The sequence below is a fragment of the Nocardioides okcheonensis genome (assembly GCF_020991065.1).
Classification (GTDB): Bacteria; Actinomycetota; Actinomycetes; order Propionibacteriales; family Nocardioidaceae; genus Nocardioides; species Nocardioides okcheonensis.
In genome coordinates, this window is record NZ_CP087710.1 from 1,233,933 (window position 1) to 1,254,322 (window position 20,390).

17 protein-coding genes are annotated in these 20,390 nt (G+C 73.6%); 3 read left to right on the plus strand and 14 right to left on the minus strand.

From position 1 onward, the window contains the following. Positions 1-2 precede the first annotated feature (2 nt). From LN652_RS05835 to LN652_RS05855, 5 genes are all read right to left on the minus strand, one after another. Entirely contained in the window at positions 3-245 is a 243-nt protein-coding gene (locus tag LN652_RS05835; RefSeq protein WP_091196877.1) for an RNA-binding protein, read from the minus strand. A 5-nt stretch (positions 246-250) separates the two neighbouring features. Continuing rightward, a complete protein-coding gene (gene rpsP, locus LN652_RS05840) occupies positions 251-760 on the minus strand; it encodes a 30S ribosomal protein S16 (protein ID WP_230443742.1) in 510 nt (169 codons plus the stop codon). A 196-nt stretch (positions 761-956) separates the two neighbouring features. Then, positions 957-1,613: a GNAT family N-acetyltransferase gene (locus LN652_RS05845; protein ID WP_230443743.1), complete on the minus strand. Its 657-nt coding sequence runs from the start codon at positions 1,611-1,613 to the stop codon at positions 957-959. Between the two features lie 75 nt (positions 1,614-1,688). Continuing rightward, the gene (locus LN652_RS05850; RefSeq protein WP_230443744.1) at positions 1,689-2,771 is read right to left on the minus strand and encodes an amidohydrolase family protein; all 1,083 of its coding nucleotides are present in this window, start codon (positions 2,769-2,771) and stop codon (positions 1,689-1,691) included. Between the two features lie 76 nt (positions 2,772-2,847). Next, complete coding sequence (locus LN652_RS05855) at positions 2,848-4,884, minus strand: glycoside hydrolase family 3 protein (RefSeq protein ID WP_230443745.1); 2,037 nt, start codon at positions 4,882-4,884, stop codon at positions 2,848-2,850. Between the two features lie 82 nt (positions 4,885-4,966). Between LN652_RS05855 and LN652_RS05860 the strand changes: the two genes are divergently transcribed. After that, positions 4,967-6,214, plus strand: a complete 1,248-nt coding sequence (locus LN652_RS05860) for an ROK family transcriptional regulator (protein WP_230443746.1) — start codon at positions 4,967-4,969, stop codon at positions 6,212-6,214. Between the two features lie 6 nt (positions 6,215-6,220). Here the strand turns inward: LN652_RS05860 and LN652_RS05865 are convergent, their stop codons facing one another. From LN652_RS05865 to LN652_RS05890, 6 genes are all read right to left on the minus strand, one after another. Continuing rightward, positions 6,221-6,583: a hypothetical protein gene (locus LN652_RS05865; protein ID WP_230443747.1), complete on the minus strand. Its 363-nt coding sequence runs from the start codon at positions 6,581-6,583 to the stop codon at positions 6,221-6,223. Positions 6,584-6,595: 12 nt separating this feature from the next. Continuing rightward, positions 6,596-7,825, minus strand: coding sequence for an aminopeptidase (locus LN652_RS05870; RefSeq protein ID WP_230443748.1), 1,230 nt, complete (start codon positions 7,823-7,825; stop codon positions 6,596-6,598). 313 nt (positions 7,826-8,138) lie between these two features. Beyond that, complete coding sequence (gene ffh / locus LN652_RS05875; protein WP_230443749.1) at positions 8,139-9,713, minus strand: signal recognition particle protein; 1,575 nt, start codon at positions 9,711-9,713, stop codon at positions 8,139-8,141. 111 nt (positions 9,714-9,824) lie between these two features. After that, positions 9,825-12,047: a [protein-PII] uridylyltransferase gene (locus LN652_RS05880; protein WP_230443750.1), complete on the minus strand. Its 2,223-nt coding sequence runs from the start codon at positions 12,045-12,047 to the stop codon at positions 9,825-9,827. Positions 12,048-12,099: 52 nt separating this feature from the next. Next, positions 12,100-12,438, minus strand: coding sequence for a P-II family nitrogen regulator (locus tag LN652_RS05885; protein ID WP_210438240.1), 339 nt, complete (start codon positions 12,436-12,438; stop codon positions 12,100-12,102). Then, positions 12,435-13,733 (minus strand): ammonium transporter, encoded by a 1,299-nt coding sequence (locus LN652_RS05890; protein ID WP_230443751.1) that lies wholly within the window; start codon positions 13,731-13,733, stop codon positions 12,435-12,437. Before LN652_RS05890 ends, LN652_RS05885 begins: the two co-directional genes overlap by 4 nt. Before the next feature lie 215 nt (positions 13,734-13,948). Between LN652_RS05890 and LN652_RS05895 the strand changes: the two genes are divergently transcribed. Both LN652_RS05895 and LN652_RS05900 read left to right on the plus strand, forming a co-directional pair. Continuing rightward, positions 13,949-14,893 carry a rhamnan synthesis F family protein gene (locus tag LN652_RS05895; RefSeq protein ID WP_230443752.1) on the plus strand — a complete coding sequence of 315 codons (945 nt, stop codon included), beginning with the start codon at positions 13,949-13,951 and terminating at the stop codon, positions 14,891-14,893. Continuing rightward, complete coding sequence (locus tag LN652_RS05900) at positions 14,883-17,864, plus strand: glycosyltransferase family protein (protein ID WP_230443753.1); 2,982 nt, start codon at positions 14,883-14,885, stop codon at positions 17,862-17,864. Before LN652_RS05895 ends, LN652_RS05900 begins: the two co-directional genes overlap by 11 nt. Before the next feature lie 120 nt (positions 17,865-17,984). Here the strand turns inward: LN652_RS05900 and ftsY are convergent, their stop codons facing one another. The 3 genes from ftsY to LN652_RS05915 all read right to left on the minus strand — a co-directional run bounded on the left by ftsY (position 17,985) and on the right by LN652_RS05915 (position 20,330). Then, positions 17,985-19,139 (minus strand): signal recognition particle-docking protein FtsY, encoded by a 1,155-nt coding sequence (ftsY, locus tag LN652_RS05905; RefSeq protein ID WP_230443754.1) that lies wholly within the window; start codon positions 19,137-19,139, stop codon positions 17,985-17,987. Positions 19,140-19,151: 12 nt separating this feature from the next. Continuing rightward, a complete protein-coding gene (locus LN652_RS05910; RefSeq protein WP_230443755.1) occupies positions 19,152-20,078 on the minus strand; it encodes a methyltransferase domain-containing protein in 927 nt (308 codons plus the stop codon). A 75-nt stretch (positions 20,079-20,153) separates the two neighbouring features. Further along, entirely contained in the window at positions 20,154-20,330 is a 177-nt protein-coding gene (locus tag LN652_RS05915; RefSeq protein ID WP_230443756.1) for a hypothetical protein, read from the minus strand. Positions 20,331-20,390: the final 60 nt, after the last annotated feature.

Sequence of the window (20,390 nt, forward strand, 5' to 3'; positions counted from 1 at the left end):
GGTCAGCGGCGACGGTCGGTGTCGACGAAGTCGACCCGCGCACCGCCACGGCCGGCGAGGGCCGAGACGACGGTGCGGAAGGCCGTCGCGGTGCGGCCGTTGCGGCCGATCACCTTGCCGAGGTCGTCGGGGTGGACCCGGACCTCGAGGATCGAGCCGCGACGCAGCTGCTTGTCGCGCACGACGACGTCGTCGGGGTGGTCGACGATGCCCCGCACCAGGTGCTCGAGAGCCTCGGCCAGCACGTCGCTCACGCCTCGCTCTTGCCGGCGTCCTCGGCGGTCACGGTCTCCGTGGCCTCGGCGGCGTCAGCGGCACCCTCGGGGGTCTCCGACGCGGGGACCTCGGCGGGCTCCTCGGTCTTCTCGACCTTCTCGGCCTTCTTCTTGGTGGTCACCGCGGCGCCCTTGGGCTCGGCGGCGGCCTCCTTGAGGGCCTCGTTGAAGATGTCGAGCTTGGAGCGCTTGGGCTCCTTGACCTTCAGGGTGCCCTCGGCGCCCGGCAGACCCTTGAACTTCTGCCAGTCACCGGTCACCTTGAGCAGGGCCTCGACGGCCTCGGTGGGCTGGGCGCCCACGCCGAGCCAGTACTGCGCCCGCTCGGAGGTGATGTCGATGAGCGACGGCTCCTCCTTGGGGTGGTACTTGCCGATCTCCTCGAGGACCCTGCCGTCGCGCTTCTTGCGCGAGTCGACGACGACGATGCGGTACTGCGGCACCCGGATCTTGCCCAGGCGCTTCAAGCGAATCTTGACGGCCACGTTTGTGGTGTCTCCTCAGAAATTGTCGTGGGTGAGGGCACGGTCCGAGGGTGGGGACACCGGGACCGTACGGCTCGATGGGCGCTGCGTGAACGGATGAGAGGGTCCGGGCACGCAGGACACGAGCGACGATTCTGCCAGACCGGTGCCGCCGCCGACCAATCCGGTGCGCACGGGGCCCACGCTCAGCCCGCGCTCAGCCCGCGCCGATCCCGATGAACCCGCGTACCGCCTCCGCGCCGGTGACCTCGAGGTGCACGTCGTCGCGGACGAAGGTCTCGGGCGTGAGCAGCAGCCCCCGGGTGCGGGCGAGCTCGCCCTCGCGCCGCTTGACCCTGGTCAACCCGGTCTCGACGTAGCCGACCTTGCGCGAGACGCCGAGGGAGGCGGGGTTGTCGAGGAACGCCGCCGAGGTGATCTCCTCGAAGCCGAGGTGGTCGAACAGCAGCGCGCAGAACGCTCGGCGCATCGCGGTGCCGATCCCGCGGCCCTGGTGCTCCCGACCGAGCCACGAGCCGGTCTCGCCGGTGCGGGTCACGGGGAAGTTCTTCGCCGCCACCCCCTGCGAGCCCACGACCCGGCCGTCGACGAGCACCGCGAGGTCCAGGCAGAAGTCGTTCGCCCGGAAGGTGGACCGCTTGCTCCAGTGGTAGGCCGCGGTGTTGCGGGAGAGCTCGCCGGCGGGCGCGGTCGACCACGGGAAGTAGAACGGCATCTCGTCCGGGTCGTGGATGCCCCGCTCGGCCACGTCGCACAGCTCGAGGATGAGCTCGTCGGTCAGCCCCCGCATCTCGATCGGGCCGGCGACGACCCGCAGGCCGAAGGGCGGGTACACGTCGGTGGCGCTCAGCATGGCGCCATCCTCACGGAGTCGCCCGTGGCGCACCAATCGGTTTCCGGCACCGACGCGGGCGGTCGGGCGTCGAGGTCATCGACGTCGCGTGACCCCGCGCAGGACGGTGCACGTCGGGGTGCGGAGCACGGACAGGTCGTCGACCGGGTTGCGGTCGTAGACGACGAAGTCGGCCGACGCGCCCTCGGTGAGGCCGTCGACGCCCAGCCACTCCCGTGCCCGCCAGCTCGCCGCGCCGAGCGCGTCGTGGGCCGGCATGCCGATGCGGACCAGCGCCTCGATCTCGCCGGCGATGTTGCCGTGCCGGCTGATCCCCCCGCCGTCGGAGCCCGCGTAGATCGGGACGCCGGCCTCGTGGGCGGCCATGATCGTGGCCGGCATCCGGGCGTAGAGGTCGGTCATGGTGTTGGCGTAGTCCGGGAACTTCCCCGCGCCCGCGGCGGCGTGCTCGGGGAACTTGTCGAGCTGCATCACGGTCGGCACCAGGCGGGTGCCGTGCGCGACCATCGCGTCGATCAGGTCCTCGGTGAGGCCGGTGCCGTGCTCGATGCAGTCGATGCCCGCCTCGATCAGGCCGGGCAGCACGCCGTGGCCGAAGCAGTGGGCGGTGACCTTCGCCCCCTCGGCGTGGGCGGCGTCGATGGCCGCCGCGAACGCCTCCGCCGGGAAGGACGGGGCCAGGTCGCCCTCCTCACGGGAGATCCAGTCCCCCACCAGCTTGATCCACCCGTCGCCGTTGCGTGCCTCCAGCGCGGCGTACGCGGCGAGGTCCTCCGGCTCGACCTCGTGCGCGTAGTTGCGGATGTAGCGCTTCGTGGCCGCGATGTGGCGCCCGCAGCGGATCAGGCGGGGCAGGTCGTCGCGGTCGTGGATCCACCGGGTGTCAGCGGCCGAGCCCGCGTCCCGGATGAGCAGCGCGCCACCGTCGCGGTCGGCGACGGCCTGCTCCTCGGTGGCGGCGTCGTCGGTCGGTCCGAAGTCGTCGAGGCCGAGGTGGCAGTGGGCGTCGACCAGTCCGGGCACGATCCAGCCCTCGGCGACCGTGTCGGCGCCCGGCTGGGCCTCGTAGGTGATCCGGCCGTCGACGACGTAGAGGTCGCGCGGCTCACCGTCGGGCAGGACCGGGCCGCGGAAGCGCTGGGCTGGCTCGAGGGGCATGGACCGACCCTAGCGAGGGCCCCGGTCGCCCGGCCCGTGCACGGGCCGGCCGACCGGGGTCGTCGCGGGTGGGCGCTCAGCGGCGGGCGCGGAGGCCGAACCCGTAGGCGTGGAGCGGGTCGTAGTCGGCGTCCCCGACGTTGATCGGCTCCTGGGCCACGCTGCGCGGCCAGCTCACCGGGAGGCGACCCGTGTAGGGCCTGCGGCCGAAGAGCACGTCGGTCACGCCCTCACCCTGGCTGCCGGGCAGCCAGGCGGCCTGCAGCGCGTCGATCGACGCGAGCAGCGAGGGCTCGATGACGATCGGGCGCCCCGAGAGCAGCACGACCACGCACGTCTCGACCTTCGAGCAGACCGAGCGGACGAGGTCCTGGTCGGACGCCGACAGCTCCATGGTCTGCGCGGGTCGCGGCACGCCGTTGTCACCCGGGTCGTAGGCCCACTGCGGACCGCCCACGTCGCCGAAGCCCTCCGCGTAGGGCGTCTCGCCGACGACGACCACGGCCGACGCTCCGGCCGGCACCGGCTTGGTGCCGTCGGGGCTCCAGGTCACCCGGGTCGCCTCGCCGCGCACGCCGTCGAGGATCGTGTTGCCGGGGATCTCGTTGGTCGAGCCGCCCTGCCAGGTCACGGTCCAGCCGCCGGCCTGGTCGCCGATGCTGTCGGCCTTGGCGCCCGCGACGTAGACCGGCGCGCGGCGGGCGAGCGGCACGGCGCGACGCTCGTTCTTGAGCAGCACCTGCGACTGCGCGACGGCCCGGCGGGCGACCTTGCGGTGCTGCGGGCTGCCGATGTCGTCGATGTGGCGCCGGTCGGTGAACGGGTGCTCGAAGAGGCCGAGCTCGAACTTCTTGGTCAGGATGCGGGTGACCGCGTCGTCGATCCTCGACACCGGCACCTCGCCGCTGTCGACGAGCCCGGTGAGCGTCGGGATGAACTCGTCCCAGCCCGACGGGTTGTTCGGCGCCTGGATCGGCTCCATGAACATGTCGACGCCGGCGAGCACCGACGCCTTCACCTGGTCGCGGTAGCTGCCGGGCAGCTGCCGGATGGCGCGCCAGTCGGAGATCACGATGCCGTCGAAGCGCATGTCGCCCTTCAGCGTGCCGGTCAGCAGGTCGCCGTTGGCGTGCATCTTGGTCGGGTTGCCGAGGCCGTCCTCGGTCCAGTCGACGCTGGAGAAGGACGGCATCACCGAGCCGACGTCGTACTTGCGGATGGCCGGCCAGTACGGCGCCAGCGCGAGCTCGTCGAAGGTCTCGCGGTCGACCTGGGTGACGCCCTGGTCGATCGGGTACGCCCCGGTGCCGGCGGCGGACGCGTCGTAGGTGGTCAGCCCGTCACCGGCGAAGTGCTTGGCCGAGGCGAGCACGTGGTCGGGGTCGTCGAGCTGGCCCGGACGCCCCTGCAGACCCCGGATCGCGGTGGTCATCGACGTGACCAGGTCGGGGTCCTCGCCGAACGACTCGTACGTGCGGCCCCAGCGGTCGTCGCGGGCGACGCACAGGCACGGGGCGAAGGCCCACTGCGGGCCGGTGGCCCGGGTCTCCTGCGCGGTGATCTCACCGATCCGCTCGACCAGCCGCGGGTCGCGCGTCGCGCCCAGCCCGATGTTGTGCGGGAAGATCGTCGCGCCCACGAGGTTCGAGTGCCCGTGGACGGAGTCGACGCCGTAGAGCAGCGGGATGCCGAGCCGGGACGCGAGCGCGGCGCGCTGGTAGCGGTCGACCATGTCGGCCCACGCCTCCGCCGTGTTCGGCGTCGGGGTCGAGCCGCCGCCGGACAGCAGGCTGCCGAGGCCGTAGGTGGTGATCAGCGAGGTGTCGGCGTCGACGTCGAGGCGCTCGGCCTGCGCCATCTGGCCGATCTTCTCCGCGAGCGTCATCCGTGCGAGCAGGTCGGCGACGCGCCTGGCCGTGGGCAGCCGGGGGTTGCGGTAGGCGGCGTCGGCGGGGGCCGCCGCAGGCTCGCGGCCTGCGCCGGGGGCCGACCCCTGGGCCCCGGACGGCGCAGACACCGCGAGGAGCGAGGTGGAGAGCGCGGCGGTGGCGAGGAGGCCGACCGCGGCGCGCAGCCGGGGACGTTGGAGGGGTCGTCGCAGTGGTCGTTGCATGGGGGTGCTCCCTTACCCGAGGTCGAGAGCGTCGGGTGACGCCCGTCACAACGAACGTAGGAACCGGCTATCGTGCGCGTCAATGTCGAAACCTCCCCGCGAGGCGGATCTTTCCGCCGGGTCCCGCAGGAATGAGGCAGGCGCGTCCACACCCCTCCCGTGGCGCCCGCGCGGTGGGTCGCTGGAGGACCTGCGGCGCGCGAACCGCCGGCTGGTCCTGGGCCACCTCGTCGCCTCGGGACCGCACAGCCGCGCCGAGCTGGCCCGGGCCACCGGGCTGTCGGCCACGACCGTCTCGAGCCTGGTCAGCGAGATGGTCGCGTCGGGGCAGGTGCGCGAGACCACCACCGGGCGTCCGCACAAGGGCGGTTCCGGTCGACCGCCGGTGCTCGTCGAGCTCGCCACTCCCCCGGGCGGCGTGGTCGGGGTGGACATCGGACACGGGCACGTCCGGGTCGCGGCCGCGGGGCCGACCGGCGCCGTCCTCGCCGAGGACGTGCGGGTGCTCGACGTCGACGAGGCCGGACCGGGCACCCTCGACGTGGCCGCGACGATGGTGCGCGAGGTCCTGGCCGCGGCGTCGCTCGACCCGCACGACGTGCACGGCGCCGGGATGTGCGTCCCGGCGCCGATCGACCGCGGGACCAGCCGGGTCAGCACCGGCATCCTCCCGGGCTGGCGCGGCGTCGACCCGGCCGCGGAGCTGGCGACCCGGATCGGGGCGCCGGTCGTCGTCGACAACGACGCCAACCTCGGCGCGCTCGCCGAGGTGCGCCACGGCGCCGCACGTGGACACCAGGACGCCGTCTACGTGAAGCTCGCCAGCGGGGTCGGGGCCGGGCTCGTGCTGGGCGGCCGGGTGCACCGCGGCGCCACCGGCATGGCAGGCGAGATCGGCCACGTGCAGATCGGCGAAGACGGGGACGTCTGCCGCTGCGGCAACCGCGGCTGCCTCGAGACCCGCGTGTCGGCGCACCGGTTGCTGGCGGTGCTCCAGCCCGCGCACGACGAGGACCTCGACCTGGGTCGCGTGCTGGAGCTCGAGCGGGCCGGCGACGCCGGGGTGCGCCGGGTGCTCGCCGACGCAGGCACCACGGTCGGGCGGGCGCTCGCCGACCTCAGCAACCACCTCAACCCCTCGGTGATCGTGCTCGGCGGGCCGCTCGGGGGCGCGGCCACGCTGGTCGACGGCGTGCGCCGCGCGGTGGACCGCTACGCCCAGCCCGCCACCGCCCGGGCGGTGGAGGTCAGGTCGGCCGAGCTGGGCGAACGGGCCGGGATCGTCGGCGCGGTGGCGATGGCGGTCGCGATGGCCACCGCGGCCGACTGAGCGCGGTCAGACCCGGTCGAGCAGCCACGACGGGCTGACGACCTGGGCCGGTGAGACGTTGGCGGCCAGCATCCGGTCGGCCGTCACGACGGTGACCCGACTGCCGTCGGCGAGCGCGCGGCGGGCCTGCTCGCGGATCTCGGCGTCGCCGTCGCGGGCGGCGTGGACGGTGCGGACGTGGGCGTCACGCCCGGCGCGCACCCCGCCCTTGGCCTGCCCCTCCAGCACGAGCACGATCTCGTCGTACGACGTGTCGCCGACGAGCAGCCGCTCGTGCAGGCGACGGGCCGCGCCGGCACGGTCCTTCCACCAGCCGTCCGGGACCGACCCGACGACGTTGGCGCCGTCGACGACCAGGACCGTGCTCACGGTCCCAGTGTGTCAGTCGGTGAGCACGAATTCGTTGCCGCGGGTGACGGCCACCGACGACCCGTCGGCGTGGATCCCGTCGATCTGCACCTCCGGGCTCCCGATGACGATGTCGACGTGGGTGTTGGCCTGGTTGAGGCCCTCGTCGATGCGCTGCTCCGGGGTGAGGCCGACGGTGTCGTCCATGGCGGTCGTGTAGCCCATGCCCCAGGCGATGTGGGAGCCGACGTTCTCGTCGAACAGCATGTCCTTGTAGACCAGGCCGGTGGCTGCGACGGCGGAGTCGGCGTCGACGATCGCGACCTCGCCGAAGTGGCGCGAGCGCGGGATCAGGTCGAACTGGGCCTGCACCGCCTCCTCGCCGCGCTCGGCGGTGGCGCCGGTGACCGTGCCGTCGCGGACCTCGAGCGCCAGGCCCTCGACGAGGGCCCCCATCGAGGCGAGGAAGAACGGTGCCGAGGTCCGGACGGTGCCCTCCGCGCGGCGCCAGTCCGGGGAGACGAAGACCTCCTCGGTGGGCATGTTGGGCACGAACTCCACGCCGGCCTCGTTCTCCACCGACCCGCCGACCCAGCGCGAGCGCGAGGTGAGGCCGAGGGTGAGGTCGGTGCCGGGTCCGCGGTAGCGGATCTTGTCGAAGCCGTGGGCGTTGAGGACCGCGGCGCGGGCCTTGAGCTTGGCGATGTGGGACTGCCACGCCGCCACGGGGTCGGCCTGGTCGAGGCGCATGCTGGTCGCGACCGCGTCCCACAGGGCGGCGACGTCGCTCACCCCGACGCTGTCGGCCCAGCCCTTGGTGGGCGCGCCCGCGACCGTCCACGCCACCTGGTTGGTCGTCATCAGCGGCATCAGCTCCTGGATCAGGTCGACCGGGACCGCCTTGGCGAGCCGGGCCGGGTCGAGCCCGTCCATGAGCGTGGGGTGCGGGTTGCCGGTGAGCGAGATCATCGCGGGGCGGGTCTGCTGCCAACCGCGGACCTGGACGAACTCGTGCTCCTGGGAGGTGCCGAGGAGCTCCTCCGGCCCGTGCTCGACGGCGGCGCGCTTCTCGAAGGGGTCGCGGTACTGCAGGGTGACCTTCGACGCGCCGACGCGGTAGGCCTCCGCGGTGATCGCGCGCGCGGCGTCGGCCTGCTCGGGCAGCGCGTTGACCACGACCTCCTGGCCGGGCTGGACGTTGGCGCCCACCCGCACGACGAGTCGGGCGTACTTCTCCAGCAGGTGGTCGAACGGCTCGGTCATGGCTCCCCCTCGATGGTCCGGCGTACGCCGTCCACCCAACCACCGCGGCGCCCACGGCCGCCAGACCTCGCTTCGCCTCGGAGCAGCCTGGCCCTGACGTCGGTTTCGACGCGCTCGTACGACCTCGTTCCCCGGTCGTGTCACTCGCTCAACCTGGCCGAGCCCACGCAGGGACCTCGCTTCGCCTCGGAGCAGCCTGGCCCTGACGTGGGTTTCGACGCGCTCGTACGACCTCGTTCCTCGGTCGTGTCGCTCGCTCAACCTGGCCGAGCCCACGCAGGGACCTCGCTTCGCTCGGTCCCTGCTGCTCGTCTCACTTCAGGAACTGCGAGAAGTCCTTGGGGAGGTTGAGCTGCTCGGCGGCCTTCTCGTAGTCGACCTCGGCGCCGTCGGGGTTGCCGAAGGGGTTGCCGGCCTTCTCCGCCGCGGCGGCCTTGTCGGCCGCCTTCTGCTGCGCCGCCTTGGCGGGGTTGCCCGAGACGCGCTTCTTGCCCTTCTTGCCCTTCGGGGCCTGCTTCGCACCGGTGCGCTTGCCGCCACCGACGCCCGGCATCCCGGGCATCCCGGGCATCCCCGGCATCCCGCCGCCGCGCGCCATCGACTCCATCATCTTGCGCGCCTCGAAGAAGCGGTCGACGAGCTGGTTGACGTCGGAGACCTGGCGACCCGAGCCCTTCGCGATGCGGGCCCGGCGCGAGCCGTCGATGATCTTCGGGTTGGCCCGCTCGGCCGGCGTCATCGACTGGATGATCGCCTGGATCCGGTCGATCTCCCGCTCGTCAAAGTTCTCCAGCTGGTCGCGGAACTGGCCCATCCCGGGCAGCATGCCCATGATCTTGGTCATCGAGCCGAGCTTGCGGATCTGCTGCATCTGCTGGAGGAAGTCCTCCAGGGTGAAGCCGCCCTTGGTGCCGAGCTTCTCCGCGGCCTTCATGGCCTGGTCGGAGTCGAACGCCTTCTCCGCCTGCTCGATCAGGGTGAGCATGTCGCCCATGTCGAGGATGCGCGAGGCCATCCGGTCGGGGTGGAAGAGGTCGAAGTCGGTCATCTTCTCGCCGCTGGAGGCGAACATGACCGGCTTGCCGGTGATCTGACGGATCGAGAGCGCCGCGCCACCGCGGGCGTCGCCGTCGAGCTTGGTGAGGACGACGCCGTCGTAGCCGACCCCGTCGAGGAACGCCTGCGCCGTGGTGACCGCGTCCTGGCCGATCATCGCGTCGACGACGAAGAGCACCTCGTCGGGCTGCACGGCGTCGCGGATGTCGCTGGCCTGCTGCATCAGCTCGGCGTCGACACCGAGGCGGCCGGCGGTGTCGATGATGACCACGTCGTGCAGGCGGCGCTTCGCCTCCTCGATGGACGCGCGGGCCACGTCGACGGGGTTGCCCGTGCCGTTGCCCGGCTCGGGGGCGAAGACCGGCACGCCGACGCGCTCGCCGTTGACCTGCAGCTGCTGCACCGCGTTGGGGCGCTGCAGGTCGGCCGCGACCAGCATCGGGGTCTTGTCCTGCTCCTTGAGCCAGAGCGCGAGCTTGGCCGCGAGGGTCGTCTTGCCGGCGCCCTGGAGGCCGGCGAGCATGATGACGGTGGGCCCGGACTTGGCGTAGCGCAGCCGGCGGGTCTCGCCGCCGAGGATCGTCACGAGCTCCTCGTGGACGATCTTGATGATCTGCTGGGCCGGGTTCAGCGCGCCGCTGACCTCCTCGCCGCGGGCCCGCTCCTTGACGGCCCCGACGAACTCCTTCACGACCGGGAGGGCGACGTCGGCCTCGAGCAGCGCGATCCGGATCTCGCGCGCGGTGGCGTCGATGTCGGCCTCGGAGAGCCGGCCCTTGCCCCGGAGGTTCTTGAAGGTGTCGGCAAGGCGGTCGGAGAGTGTGGCGAACACGGTGTGGGTCTGTCCCTCGCATCGGTGACTTGAGTCAGGGTCGTACGGCCACCAGCGTATCCGGACGGGGCAGGGTGCGAACGATTCGGCGTACGGGCGGCCCGGGACCGCTCAGCCGCCCAGCGCGGCCCGGACGGCGTGCGCGGCCGCGGCGGCGCGCTCCTCGGTGGGGCGCACGCCGCCGACCTCCTGCACGTAGAACACGTCGACCGCCTGCGGGCCGAGCGTCGAGACGTGTGCGGAGGCGACCGTGAGCCCGAGGTCGGCGAGGGTGGTGAGCACGCGGTGCACGACGCCCGGCCGGTCCGACGTCCGGATCTCGAGCACCAGCGAGGCGCGCGAGGCGTCGGGACGCACCTCGACGATCGGCGGCAGCTCGTCCGCGCCACGCGCCGGCAGCACGGGCTGGGCCTGCGACCCGTCGGCGACGCGGCGGATCCGCTCGCGCACCACCGCTGCGTCGAGGTAGGCGTCGGGCACCTCCCAGGCGCTCACCGCCCACTCGCCGTCCTCGTCGACCTGCGACCAGGCCCGTGCCGCCTTCACCGGGACGCGCAGGGCCGCGAGTCCCCCGGCGACGTCGGCGAGCAGGCCGACCCGGTCGGCGGCGACCACGCTGACGGTGGCGCCGACGTCGTGCGGCGTGACGGTGACCGACACCGCCGCCGGGTCACGGCGCACGACGTCGGGCACGGGCAGCTGCTCGACCGGCACGACCGGCGCGATCGCGGCGCCGAGGGCGGCCCCGGCGCGCGCGACCAGCTGGTCGACGAGGGAGGCACGCCACGAGGTCCACGCCGCGGGCGCGGTCGCCCGGGCGTCGGCCTCGGTGAGCGCCCGCAGCAGCTCGAGGCTCGCCGCGTCGGGCACGTGGGTGAGCAGCTCGGAGGACGTCGCGGGGTCGTCCGGGTCGCGGGTGGTGGCGAGGGTGGCCAGCAGCAGGTGCCAGCGCACGAGCGAGGCGACCACCTCGGCGTCGAGGTCGGTGAACCCCATCCTGGTCACGATCTTGCGGGCCACCGGCTCCCCGGCGACGGAGTGGTCCTGCAGGGACCCCTTGCCGATGTCGTGGAGCAGCGCGGCCACCAGCAGCAGGTCGGGCCGGCGGACGCCGCGGATCAGCGCCCCGGCCTCGGCGCAGGTCTCGACGACGTGGCGGTCGACGGTGAAGCGGTGGATCGCCGAGGCGTGCGGCAGCAGCCGGATCTGCTCCCACTCCGGCAGGAACGTCTCGATCCCGTCGACCTCGTCGAGGGTCTCCCACACCGGCAGCAGCCCCGGGCCGCTGGCCAGCAGCCGGACGAGCGCGTCGCGTGCCGAGGCCGGCCACGGCACCGGCAGCTCGGCCCCCTCGCGGACCAGGCGGGCGGCGGTGGTGGGCGCGAGCACCACGTCGCGGCTCGCTGCCTCGGCGGCCGCGCGCAGCAGCAGGGTCGGGTCGTCCGCCGGGCTGGTGCCCGCGTCGAGGACGACCTCGCCGCGCGACAGGGCCAGGCCGGGCGCCACCCGCTCCAGCGCGGGCGTACGCCGTCCGCGCTCCCCCGTCGGCCGGGCCAGCACGGCGTCGGTCCGCCGCCAGGCGAGGCGGGACAGGTGGGAGATCCGGCGCCCCAGCGACCGGACGTGGCGCTGCGCGGCGGCGGCGTCCGGGAGGCCGAGGCGCTCGGCCAGGGGCCCCCACGCCTCGGGGGCGATCCGGTCGACCGGACGTCCGGCCAGGTCCTGCACCTCGTCGCGCACGTCGAGCAGCTGGAGCCGCGCGGACTCGAGGTCGTGGGTGGAGGCGTCGACCAGCCAGCTCGCCTCGACCGCCTTGAGGACGCCCGCGTCGCGCAGGCCGCCCTCGGCCTCCTTGACGTCGGGGACCGAGGCGTGGGCGAGCTCGCCGGTGACCTCGTGGCGCTTGCGGGTCATCGCCTGCAGCTCCGGCAGACGGGAGCGGGCCTGCCTGCGCCAGTCGGCCAGCATCGTGGTGCGCAGCCGGAGCGCGAGGCCCGGGTCACCGGCGACGTGGCGCACGTCCAGGAGCCCGAGCGCGACCCGCAGGTCGGCGGCGGCCTCGTGGACCTGGCCCATCGACCGGACCGCGTGGTCCAGCCTCCGCCCCGAGTCCCACAACGGGTACCACAGGGTCGAGCCCAGGTCACCGAGGTCGACGCCGTCCTCGTGGACCAGCACCACGTCGAGGTCGGAGTGGGGCGCCAGCTCTCCGCGGCCGTAGCCCCCGACCGCGACCAGGGCCACGCCGGCGTCCGGCCCTGCGGAGGCGGCGTACGCCTGCCGGCAGAGCTCGTCGGCCGAGGCGGCCCTGGCCTGGCGGTCCGCGGCGCTCACGAGACCTCCCCCACGGAAGTGCCCGTGCGGACGACCCCGAGACGTGCAGCCATCAGAGCGCGGACGCGTCCTGCTCGCCGGTCCGGACCCGCACGACGGTCTCGACCGGGCTGACCCAGACCTTCCCGTCGCCGATGCGACCGGTCTGCGCGGTCTTCACCACGATCCCGACCACGTCGTCGGCGTCGGCGTCGTCGACGACGATCTCGATGCGGATCTTGGGCACGAGCGCGATGTCGTACTCCGCGCCGCGGTAGACCTCGGTGTGGCCCTTCTGGCGGCCGTAGCCGCTCACCTCGGAGACCGTCATCCCGGCGACCCCGAAGGTCTCGAGCGCCTCGCGGACGTCCTCCCACTTGTGCGGCTTGATGACCGCGGTCACGAGCTTCATGCGTTGGCTCCTTCGCTGGAGACGGGGGCGGCGGCGGGGGCGAGGACGCTGGAGCGGCCGCCGCTGGTGCCGGTGTGCAGGTCGTAGGCCGACTCGCCGTGGGCGGCGAGGTCGATGCCGGCCACCTCGTCCTCCTCGTCGAGGCGCAGCCCGATCGTGTACTTCACCACGAGGGCGATGACGGTGGTGAGCACGCCGGAGTAGGCGACCGCGACGAGCACGCCGAGGACCTGGTCACGGAGGGAGCCGAAGCCGCCGCCGTAGACGAGTCCGTCGACGCCACCGGCGCCCTCGGAGGTGGAGAACACCCCGATCAGCACGGTGCCGATGATGCCACCGACGAGGTGCACGCCGACCACGTCGAGCGAGTCGTCGTAGCCCAGCTTGTACTTCAGGCCGACGGCCCAGGCGCAGACACCGCCGGCGATCGCGCCGATCGCGACGGCGCCGGAGAGGTTGACCGCGCCGGCGGCGGGGGTGATCGCGACGAGGCCGGCGACGATGCCCGAGGCCGCACCGAGCGAGGTGGCCTTCTTGTGCAGCACCCGCTCGACGAGCAGCCAGCCGAGGATCGCGGCCATCGTGGCGAGCGTGGTGGTCGCGAAGGTGCGGCCGGTCTCGAGCGGGAACTGGGTCTCCGGGTCGTCGCCGAAGACGATCGACCCGACGTTGAAGCCGTACCAGCCCATCCACAGCAGGCCCGCGCCGAGCATGGTGAGCGTCAGGTTGTGCGGACGCATCTGCTCCTTCGGCCAGCCGATCCGCTTGCCGAGCAGCAGCACCAGCACGAGCGCCGCGACACCGGCGTTGATGTGGACCGCCGTGCCGCCCGCGTAGTCCTGGGCACCGATCCGGCCGCAGATGAGGGAGTCGTCGGTGCAGCTGAAGACCATGTGGGCCATCGGGAAGTAGACGATGACGGCCCAGAGCGGCACGAACAGCACCCAGGCGGAGAACTTCATCCGGTCCGCGACCGCGCCGCTGATCAGCGCGGCCGTGATGATCGCGAAGGTCATCTGGAACATCACGAAGACGTAGTCCCCGGTCGAGACGCCGTCGAGCCACAGCAGCTCGAGCGGGTTGGCGAAGAGCGTGCCGTCGCCGCCGAAGCCCATCGACCAGCCGACGGCGACGTAGAGGATGCCGACGATCGCTGCCGCGACGTAGGACATCATCATCATGTTGAGCACGGACTTCGACCGGGACATGCCGCCGTAGAACAGGGCCAGCGCGGGCACCGTCATCATCAGGACGAAGGCGGTCGCCACCAGCATGAAGGCGTAATAGCCGTCCACAGAACCTCCAGGAAACGTTCGGGCAAGTGGTCCGCCGGGCTCATGACGCCGGTGTCATGCAGGGGTCCACATGTTCATCCAGAGCGTGCGGGCGCGATGTGACGCCGGGCGTCGGCGGATGTTGCGGGCACGCAACGGATCGCCCCGTTGTGTTACGGGTGTGTGAACGCCGCGGCGCCCGGTCGACGACCCGCGCCCCTTGTTAGTGTTCGGCCGTGTCCAGACTGGCCGTGATGGCGCACTTCGACGTCGCCGGGGAGCTGCGGCCCCACGTGCGCGGCCAGGTCGAGGCACTCGCCGCGTCGGTCGACCGGCTGCTGGTCTGCACGACGGCCTCCCTGCAGGACTCGGCCCGCACCTGGCTGTCCGAGCGCGCCGAGCTCGTCGAGCGCGCCAACTACGGCTACGACTTCTTCAGCTACAAGGTCGGCCTCGACGCCGCCGGCGACCTGACGGGCTACGACGAGGTCGTGGTCTGCAACGACACCTACGTCTTCGCGCTCGACTCCTACACCCCCGTGTTCGACGAGATGGCGACCCGTCCGTGCGACTTCTGGGGCCTCACCGGCGCCGAGCGGCTCGCCCCCCACATCCAGTCCTTCTTCATCGCCTTCCGCCCGTGGGTGGTGTCGTCCCACGCGTTCACCGAGTTCTGGGAGCAGATGGAGCCGATCTCGCGGCGGCGCCAGGTGATCCGCCGCTACGAGATCGGCATGTCCCGGCGCCTCTACGACGCCGGCTTCGTCTCCGACACCTACTTCGTCGAGACGCCCGAGGACCGTCGCATCGCCCGCGAGCGGATGCGCTGGTGGGCCGCCCACCGCTCCTCCTTCCCGCGCACGCGCGCGGAGGTGCGCGAGTGGCGCGAGCGGGCCAACGAGCCGTGGAACCCCGCCCGCAGCCTGGCCGACCGGGTGCTCGACGACGCCCGGCTGCCCTACGTCAAGATCGACACCCTGCGCTACGACCCCTACAACCTCGACGCCGACCGGCTGCTCGACCTGTGCGAGAAGCGGTTCCCGGAGCGCTTCGAGGGCGTACGTCAGTTCCTGGCCGACACCGCCTCCTACTACCCCGTCCGCGACACCGAGCGCCTGCTCCCCACGCCGCTCGCACTGGAGCCGCTCTTCCCCCGCGTGAGGTACTCCGATGCGCGGTGAGCGCCGCCGCCCGGGGCAGGTACGCCTCGACGACCCCGTCGACGCGCTGGTCGAGTCCGGCCTGGTCGACGTCGACTACGTCGCCGCCCAGCTCGGGCGCGGCTTCACCTCGCCCCACGAGGCGGCCCGCGCCGTCGTCGAGGCCGGCGACCTGTCGCCGCACCCGCTGTTCGAGGCGCACTGGATCGGTCGCCGCCGGTCGTGGCAGCGCGCCGGCCAGCACCCCGCCGTCTGGTACCTCTCCGAGCGCCGGCGCCGCAATCGGATCAGCCCGCACCCGCTCGTCGACCCGCGGATCGTCTTCGCCTCGACGCCCGAGGCGCGGCTGAACCCGTTCGGCGCCCTGTCGCACTGGCTCTCGGTCGCCGTGCCGAGCACGCCGCTCCCCACCCGGGTGCTGCCGCGCAAGGTCTCGTGGGGCACCTACCGCGCCGCGGCGATCGAGGCCGCCGCCGTGTGGCGCGAGGAGGTCGTGGTCGAGCGCCCCGCCCTCGTCGGTCCTGCCGGCCCGCTGCCCGCGACCATGGGCGGCTCCCCCACCGTGACGGTCGTGATGGCGGCCCAGGACGCCGGTCCGCTGGTGCACGCCACCGTGGCCTCGCTGCAGGCGCAGACCTTCACCGACTGGCACCTCGTGGCGGTCGACCGCGGCTCGGTCGACGACACCGCGGCGGTGCTGCAGGGCGTGGCGGCGTTCGACGACCGCGTGACCCTCGTGCGCGAGTCGCGCTGCAGCCACGCCCGCGCGCTCAACGTCGCGCTCGAGCACGGCACGGCGGAGCACGTCGCCTTCCTGCCGCTGGGTCGCGAGTGGCTGCCCGACCAGCTCGCCGAGCTCCTCGCGCACGCCCACCACTCCGGCTCCGCGGTCGTGCTGTCGGGGGCCGGCTCGGTCGGCCGGAGCCGCCAGGAGCTCCTGGCCGGCCGACCGGTCGACCTCGCGACGACGCTGCTGCGCCGCGCGGCGGTCAAGGACGTCGGGGGCTTCGACGAGGGCCTCGGCGGCGCCGCCGAGCGCGACCTGGTGCTGCGCCTGACCCGTGAGCACGAGCCGCTCCCCGTCGACGTGGCGGTGCTGAGGCGGCCGGAGCAGCCGCCGCGCGACACCGGCGACGACTGGGCGTCGGCGGTCCTCGAGCGCCAGCTGGTCGACTGGGACGCGGCCGCCGCCCGCCGCACCGACGACGACCTGGTCAGCCACGTGCTGCCGCTGGGCGCCGAGCCCCGTCGGACCGTGGAGTGGCTGGGCGCCCTCCCGCGCGAGGGCTCCGAGCTGATCCTCGTCGGCGTACGCCTGCGCCGCGCCCACCACGTGCTGGCGGCGTCGATCGCGGCGGTGATCTCCGGCGCCCGGTTCGTCTCCGTCCCCGCGCCCGTCTCCACCTCCGCCGCCACCAACGTCGGCATCGCCCACGCCGAGGGCAGCACCGTCCTGCTGGTGCGTCCCGAGGCCATGCCCCCGCGCCAGCCGATCGCCGAGCGGCTGCGCTCCGCGCTCGCCGAGCCCGGCGTCGCCGTGGCCCAGCCCCTGGTCGTCGACCTCGACGGCGTGACGCTGAGCGCCGGTGCGCGGTTCGCGCCCGGCAACCCGCACCCCGACCTGTTCCTCGCCGGGCTGCCCACGAGCGACGCGCTGCGGATCGGGACCTGTCGCGTCGCGGCGCCGGCCTCCCCCGTCGTCGCGCTGCGGACCTCGACGGCCGTCGCGCTCGGCGGGCTGGCCGCGCGGTTCCACTCGGTGCTCGCCGAGACCGACCTCGGGCTGCGGGCCCGCGCGGCCGGACTGGGCGACACGGTCGTGGTGCCGGACGCGGTGGTCACCTCGCGCACCCCGTACGCCACCCCCGACGAGCTGATCGGCGCGATGGCGTCGCTCCGCGGCTCCTCGCACCGCCCGCCGGACGACCCGTCGGCCGACCTCCTCGCGGCGGCCGGCCTCGAGATCACCGACGCGCGCAACCGCCGGGTGACCCTCGACCCCGACGACCGCCAGGCCCCCGCGGTGCTGGTGCCGGAGCTGGTGCTGCGCCGCGTCCTGGGCATCCACGAGTCACCGCCGCGGCTGCGGTGGGCGGTCGACATCGCCGCACCCGCCGCCGCGCGCGGCGACCGCTGGGGCGACACCTACTTCGCCCGCTCCCTCGCCGACGCCCTCGAGCGCCGCGGCCAGCACGTCGCCATCGACCGCCGCGACGCCCGCGACCGCGACTCCCGCGACCACGACGACGTGCTGCTCGTGCTGCGCGGCCTCGACCGGGTCACGCCGCGTCCCGGGCTGCTCAACGTCGAGTGGATCATCAGCCACCCCGACATGATCACACCCGACGAGGTCGCCGGGTTCGACCTCGTCTACGCGGCCAGCACCAGCTGGTCGGCGCGCGTGTCGCGCGAGTGGGGCGTCCCCGTCGCACCGCTGCTGCAGTGCACCGACACCCGCTGGTTCCACCCCGACCGCGCCGAGCCCGACACCGGGCCCGCGCTGCTGTTCGTCGGCAACTCGCGCGGCGTCTACCGCTACGCCGTGCGCAGCGCGCTCGCCATCGGTGCCGACCTCACCCTCCACGGCAACGACTGGACCGAGTTCGTCGACCGGGACCAGATCGCCTCGGGCGGGGTGGCCAACGAGGAGGTCGGCGCGCTCTACGCCTCGGCCGGCGTCGTGCTCAACGACCACCACCTCGACATGCGGCGCGACAGCTTCGCCTCCAACCGCCTCTTCGACGCGGCCGCCTGCGGGGCACGGATCCTCAGCGACCGCATCGACGGCCTGCAGGAGATCTTCTCCGGCCTGGTCCTGCCCTTCGACAACGAGCGCGAGCTCGCCCGCCTCGCCGCGCCGCCCTACGACGCGTTCCCGGACGACGCCACCCGGCGCCGGATCGCGACGCGCATCATCGCCGAGCACAGCTTCGACAAGCGTGCGGAGACGCTCATCGACGACGCGGTCCGGGCCCTCCTCGCCCGCTCCTGACGATCTGCACCGGGTCTCGACGCCGACTTGTCAGGCTCTCGCTGAACTTGTCGGCCCGTGCAAGGCCTGACATGTTCAGCGATCCCCGGCCAGCCGGGGATCGCTGAAACGGCGGACGCGTCAGCCGAGGAGGGCGTCCACGAAGGCGGCGGCGTCGAACGGGGCCATGTCGTCGGCGCCCTCGCCGAGGCCGACCAGCTTGACCGGGACGCCGAGCTCGCGCTGGACCTGCACCACGATGCCGCCCTTGGCGGAGCCGTCGAGCTTGGTGAGCACGATGCCGGTGACGTCGACGATCTCGCTGAACACCCGGGCCTGGATCAGGCCGTTCTGCCCGGTGGTGGCGTCGAGCACCAGCAGCACCTCGGTGACCGGGGCCTGCTTCTCGATGACCCGCTTGACCTTGCCCAGCTCGTCCATCAGGCCAGCCTTGTTCTGCAGCCGGCCCGCCGTGTCGACCAGGACCGTGTCGACGCCCTCGTCGGTGCCGCGCTTGACCGCGTCGAAGGCGACGCTGGCCGGGTCACCGCCCTCGGGGCCGCGCACCACCTCGACGCCGACGCGCTCGCCCCACGTGGCGAGCTGGTCGACGGCCGCGGCGCGGAACGTGTCGGCCGCACCGAGCGTCACGGTGAGGTCCTCGGCCACGAGGATGCGGGCGATCTTGCCGACCGTGGTGGTCTTGCCGGCGCCGTTGACGCCGACCACGAGCACGACGCCGGGCTTGCCGTCGGCCCCGGTGACCTGCACGCGGCGGTCCATGTCGGTGCCGACGAGCTCGATCAGCTCCTCGCGCAGCACCGCGCGGACGTCGCCCGGCTGGCCACCCTCGACGCGCAGTCGGGTGCGGAGCTTGTCGACGAGCGCCTGCGTGGGCGCCACGCCGATGTCGGCGGTGAGCAGGAGGTCCTCGATCTCCTCCCAGGTGTCCTCGTCGAGGCGGTCGCGGCTGAGCAGCGCGAGCAGGCCCTGGCCGAGCCCACCCTGCGAGCGCGACAGCCGCTGGCGCAGCCGCACCAGGCGTGACGCGGTGCCCTCGGGCTTCTCGACGACCGGCGCCGCCGGCGCCTCGGGCGCCGCCTCGACCTCCGGCGCGGGAGGCGCCTCGGTCGCGGTGCCGGTCGCGGTGTCGGGCGCGGCCGGCGGCGGCGCGACGACGTCGGTGCCTCCGGTCGGCGGCAGCTCGCGGCGACGCCGCCCGGCGGTCAGCAGCCCCGCGAGCGTCAGCACCCCGACGACGGCGATCGCGACGATCAGGTAGATCCAGTCACCCATGGGTCAATCCAATCAGAGGTGCACCGCACGGCGAAGCCGGGTGAGCACCCCGCCGCGCCGCGCGACCGCGAGCTCCTCGCGCGTGCGGTCCAGCCGCGCCCGCAGCGCGTCGCGCTGGGCCGCCACGCGGTCGGCGCGCGCCCGGGCACGGTCGAGCCGCTCGCGGGTGTGGTCGAGGTCGGTGATGAGCGCGTCGAGGGCGACCGACAGGCCCGTCCCCGGACCTCCCGCCAGCATCGCGGGCGCCGCGCCGGAGCCGTGCCGGGCGATCCACACCACCTCGCCCGCCATCAGGCCGAACCACCGGACCGCGGCGTCGCCGAGGAGCGCCGGCGGCGTGACCCGCACGGTCGCCAGCCCGGCCGCGGAGAGCCGGTCGTCGATGTCGTCGCCGTACCACCGGACGTGGTCGCGCTGGCCGAAGCGGCGCAGCCGCTCCTCCTCCGGCGCGTCGACGTCCTCGTCGGTGCCGACCCCGACCCTGATCGGGACCTCGAGCAGCGCGATCCCGTCCGGGCTGAGCACCCGCGCGATCTCGCGCATGGCCGCGCAGTCGTCGGGGACGTGCTCGAGCACGTGGTAGCAGACCAGCAGGTCGACCGACGCGTCGCGCAGCGGCAGCCGGCAGACGCTGGCCAGGGCGTCGACGTCGCGGCTGTCGTAGCCGGCGTCCAGGCTGATCCGCCGGCGGGCGCCGAGCCGGTCGAGCATCGGGGTGGTCTGGCGCGACGGCGCGATCTCGACGACCAGGTCGAGGTCGCGCAGGTCGGGCGCCAGCATGCCGAGCAGCAGCGCGAGGAAGCGGTGCCGCTCGAGGCTGCGGCAGCGCGGGCAGGTCGCGTCGGGACGACCGTCCGGGCCCGGCCGGAAGCGGCGCGAGACCATGGTCCCGCACACGGTGCAGTAGGTCCGGGAGGCGTGCTCGCGCGTCGTGGACACCTGTCGCAGGCTAGCCCCGCGGAGCCCCCGGTCGTGGTGACGCGCCGTGGCCCGCGTGTCGGGCCGGCGGTCGGGTCAGACCCGCGACTCGGAGTCCTCGAGGGTGGGCAGCGAGTCGACGCCCTTGCGCATCGCGTCACCGAGCTGCGGCACGACCGGCATCGGCTCGCCGCGGTGCGGGTACGCGACGTAGACGGCGACGCCGGCGGCGACCAGCAGGCCGAGGATCATCACCGAGACGATGGCGAGCACGCGGGGTTCCTCCGAAGGTGGGCCGGGCAGGTCCCGACCAGCCTCACACACCGTCGGCGG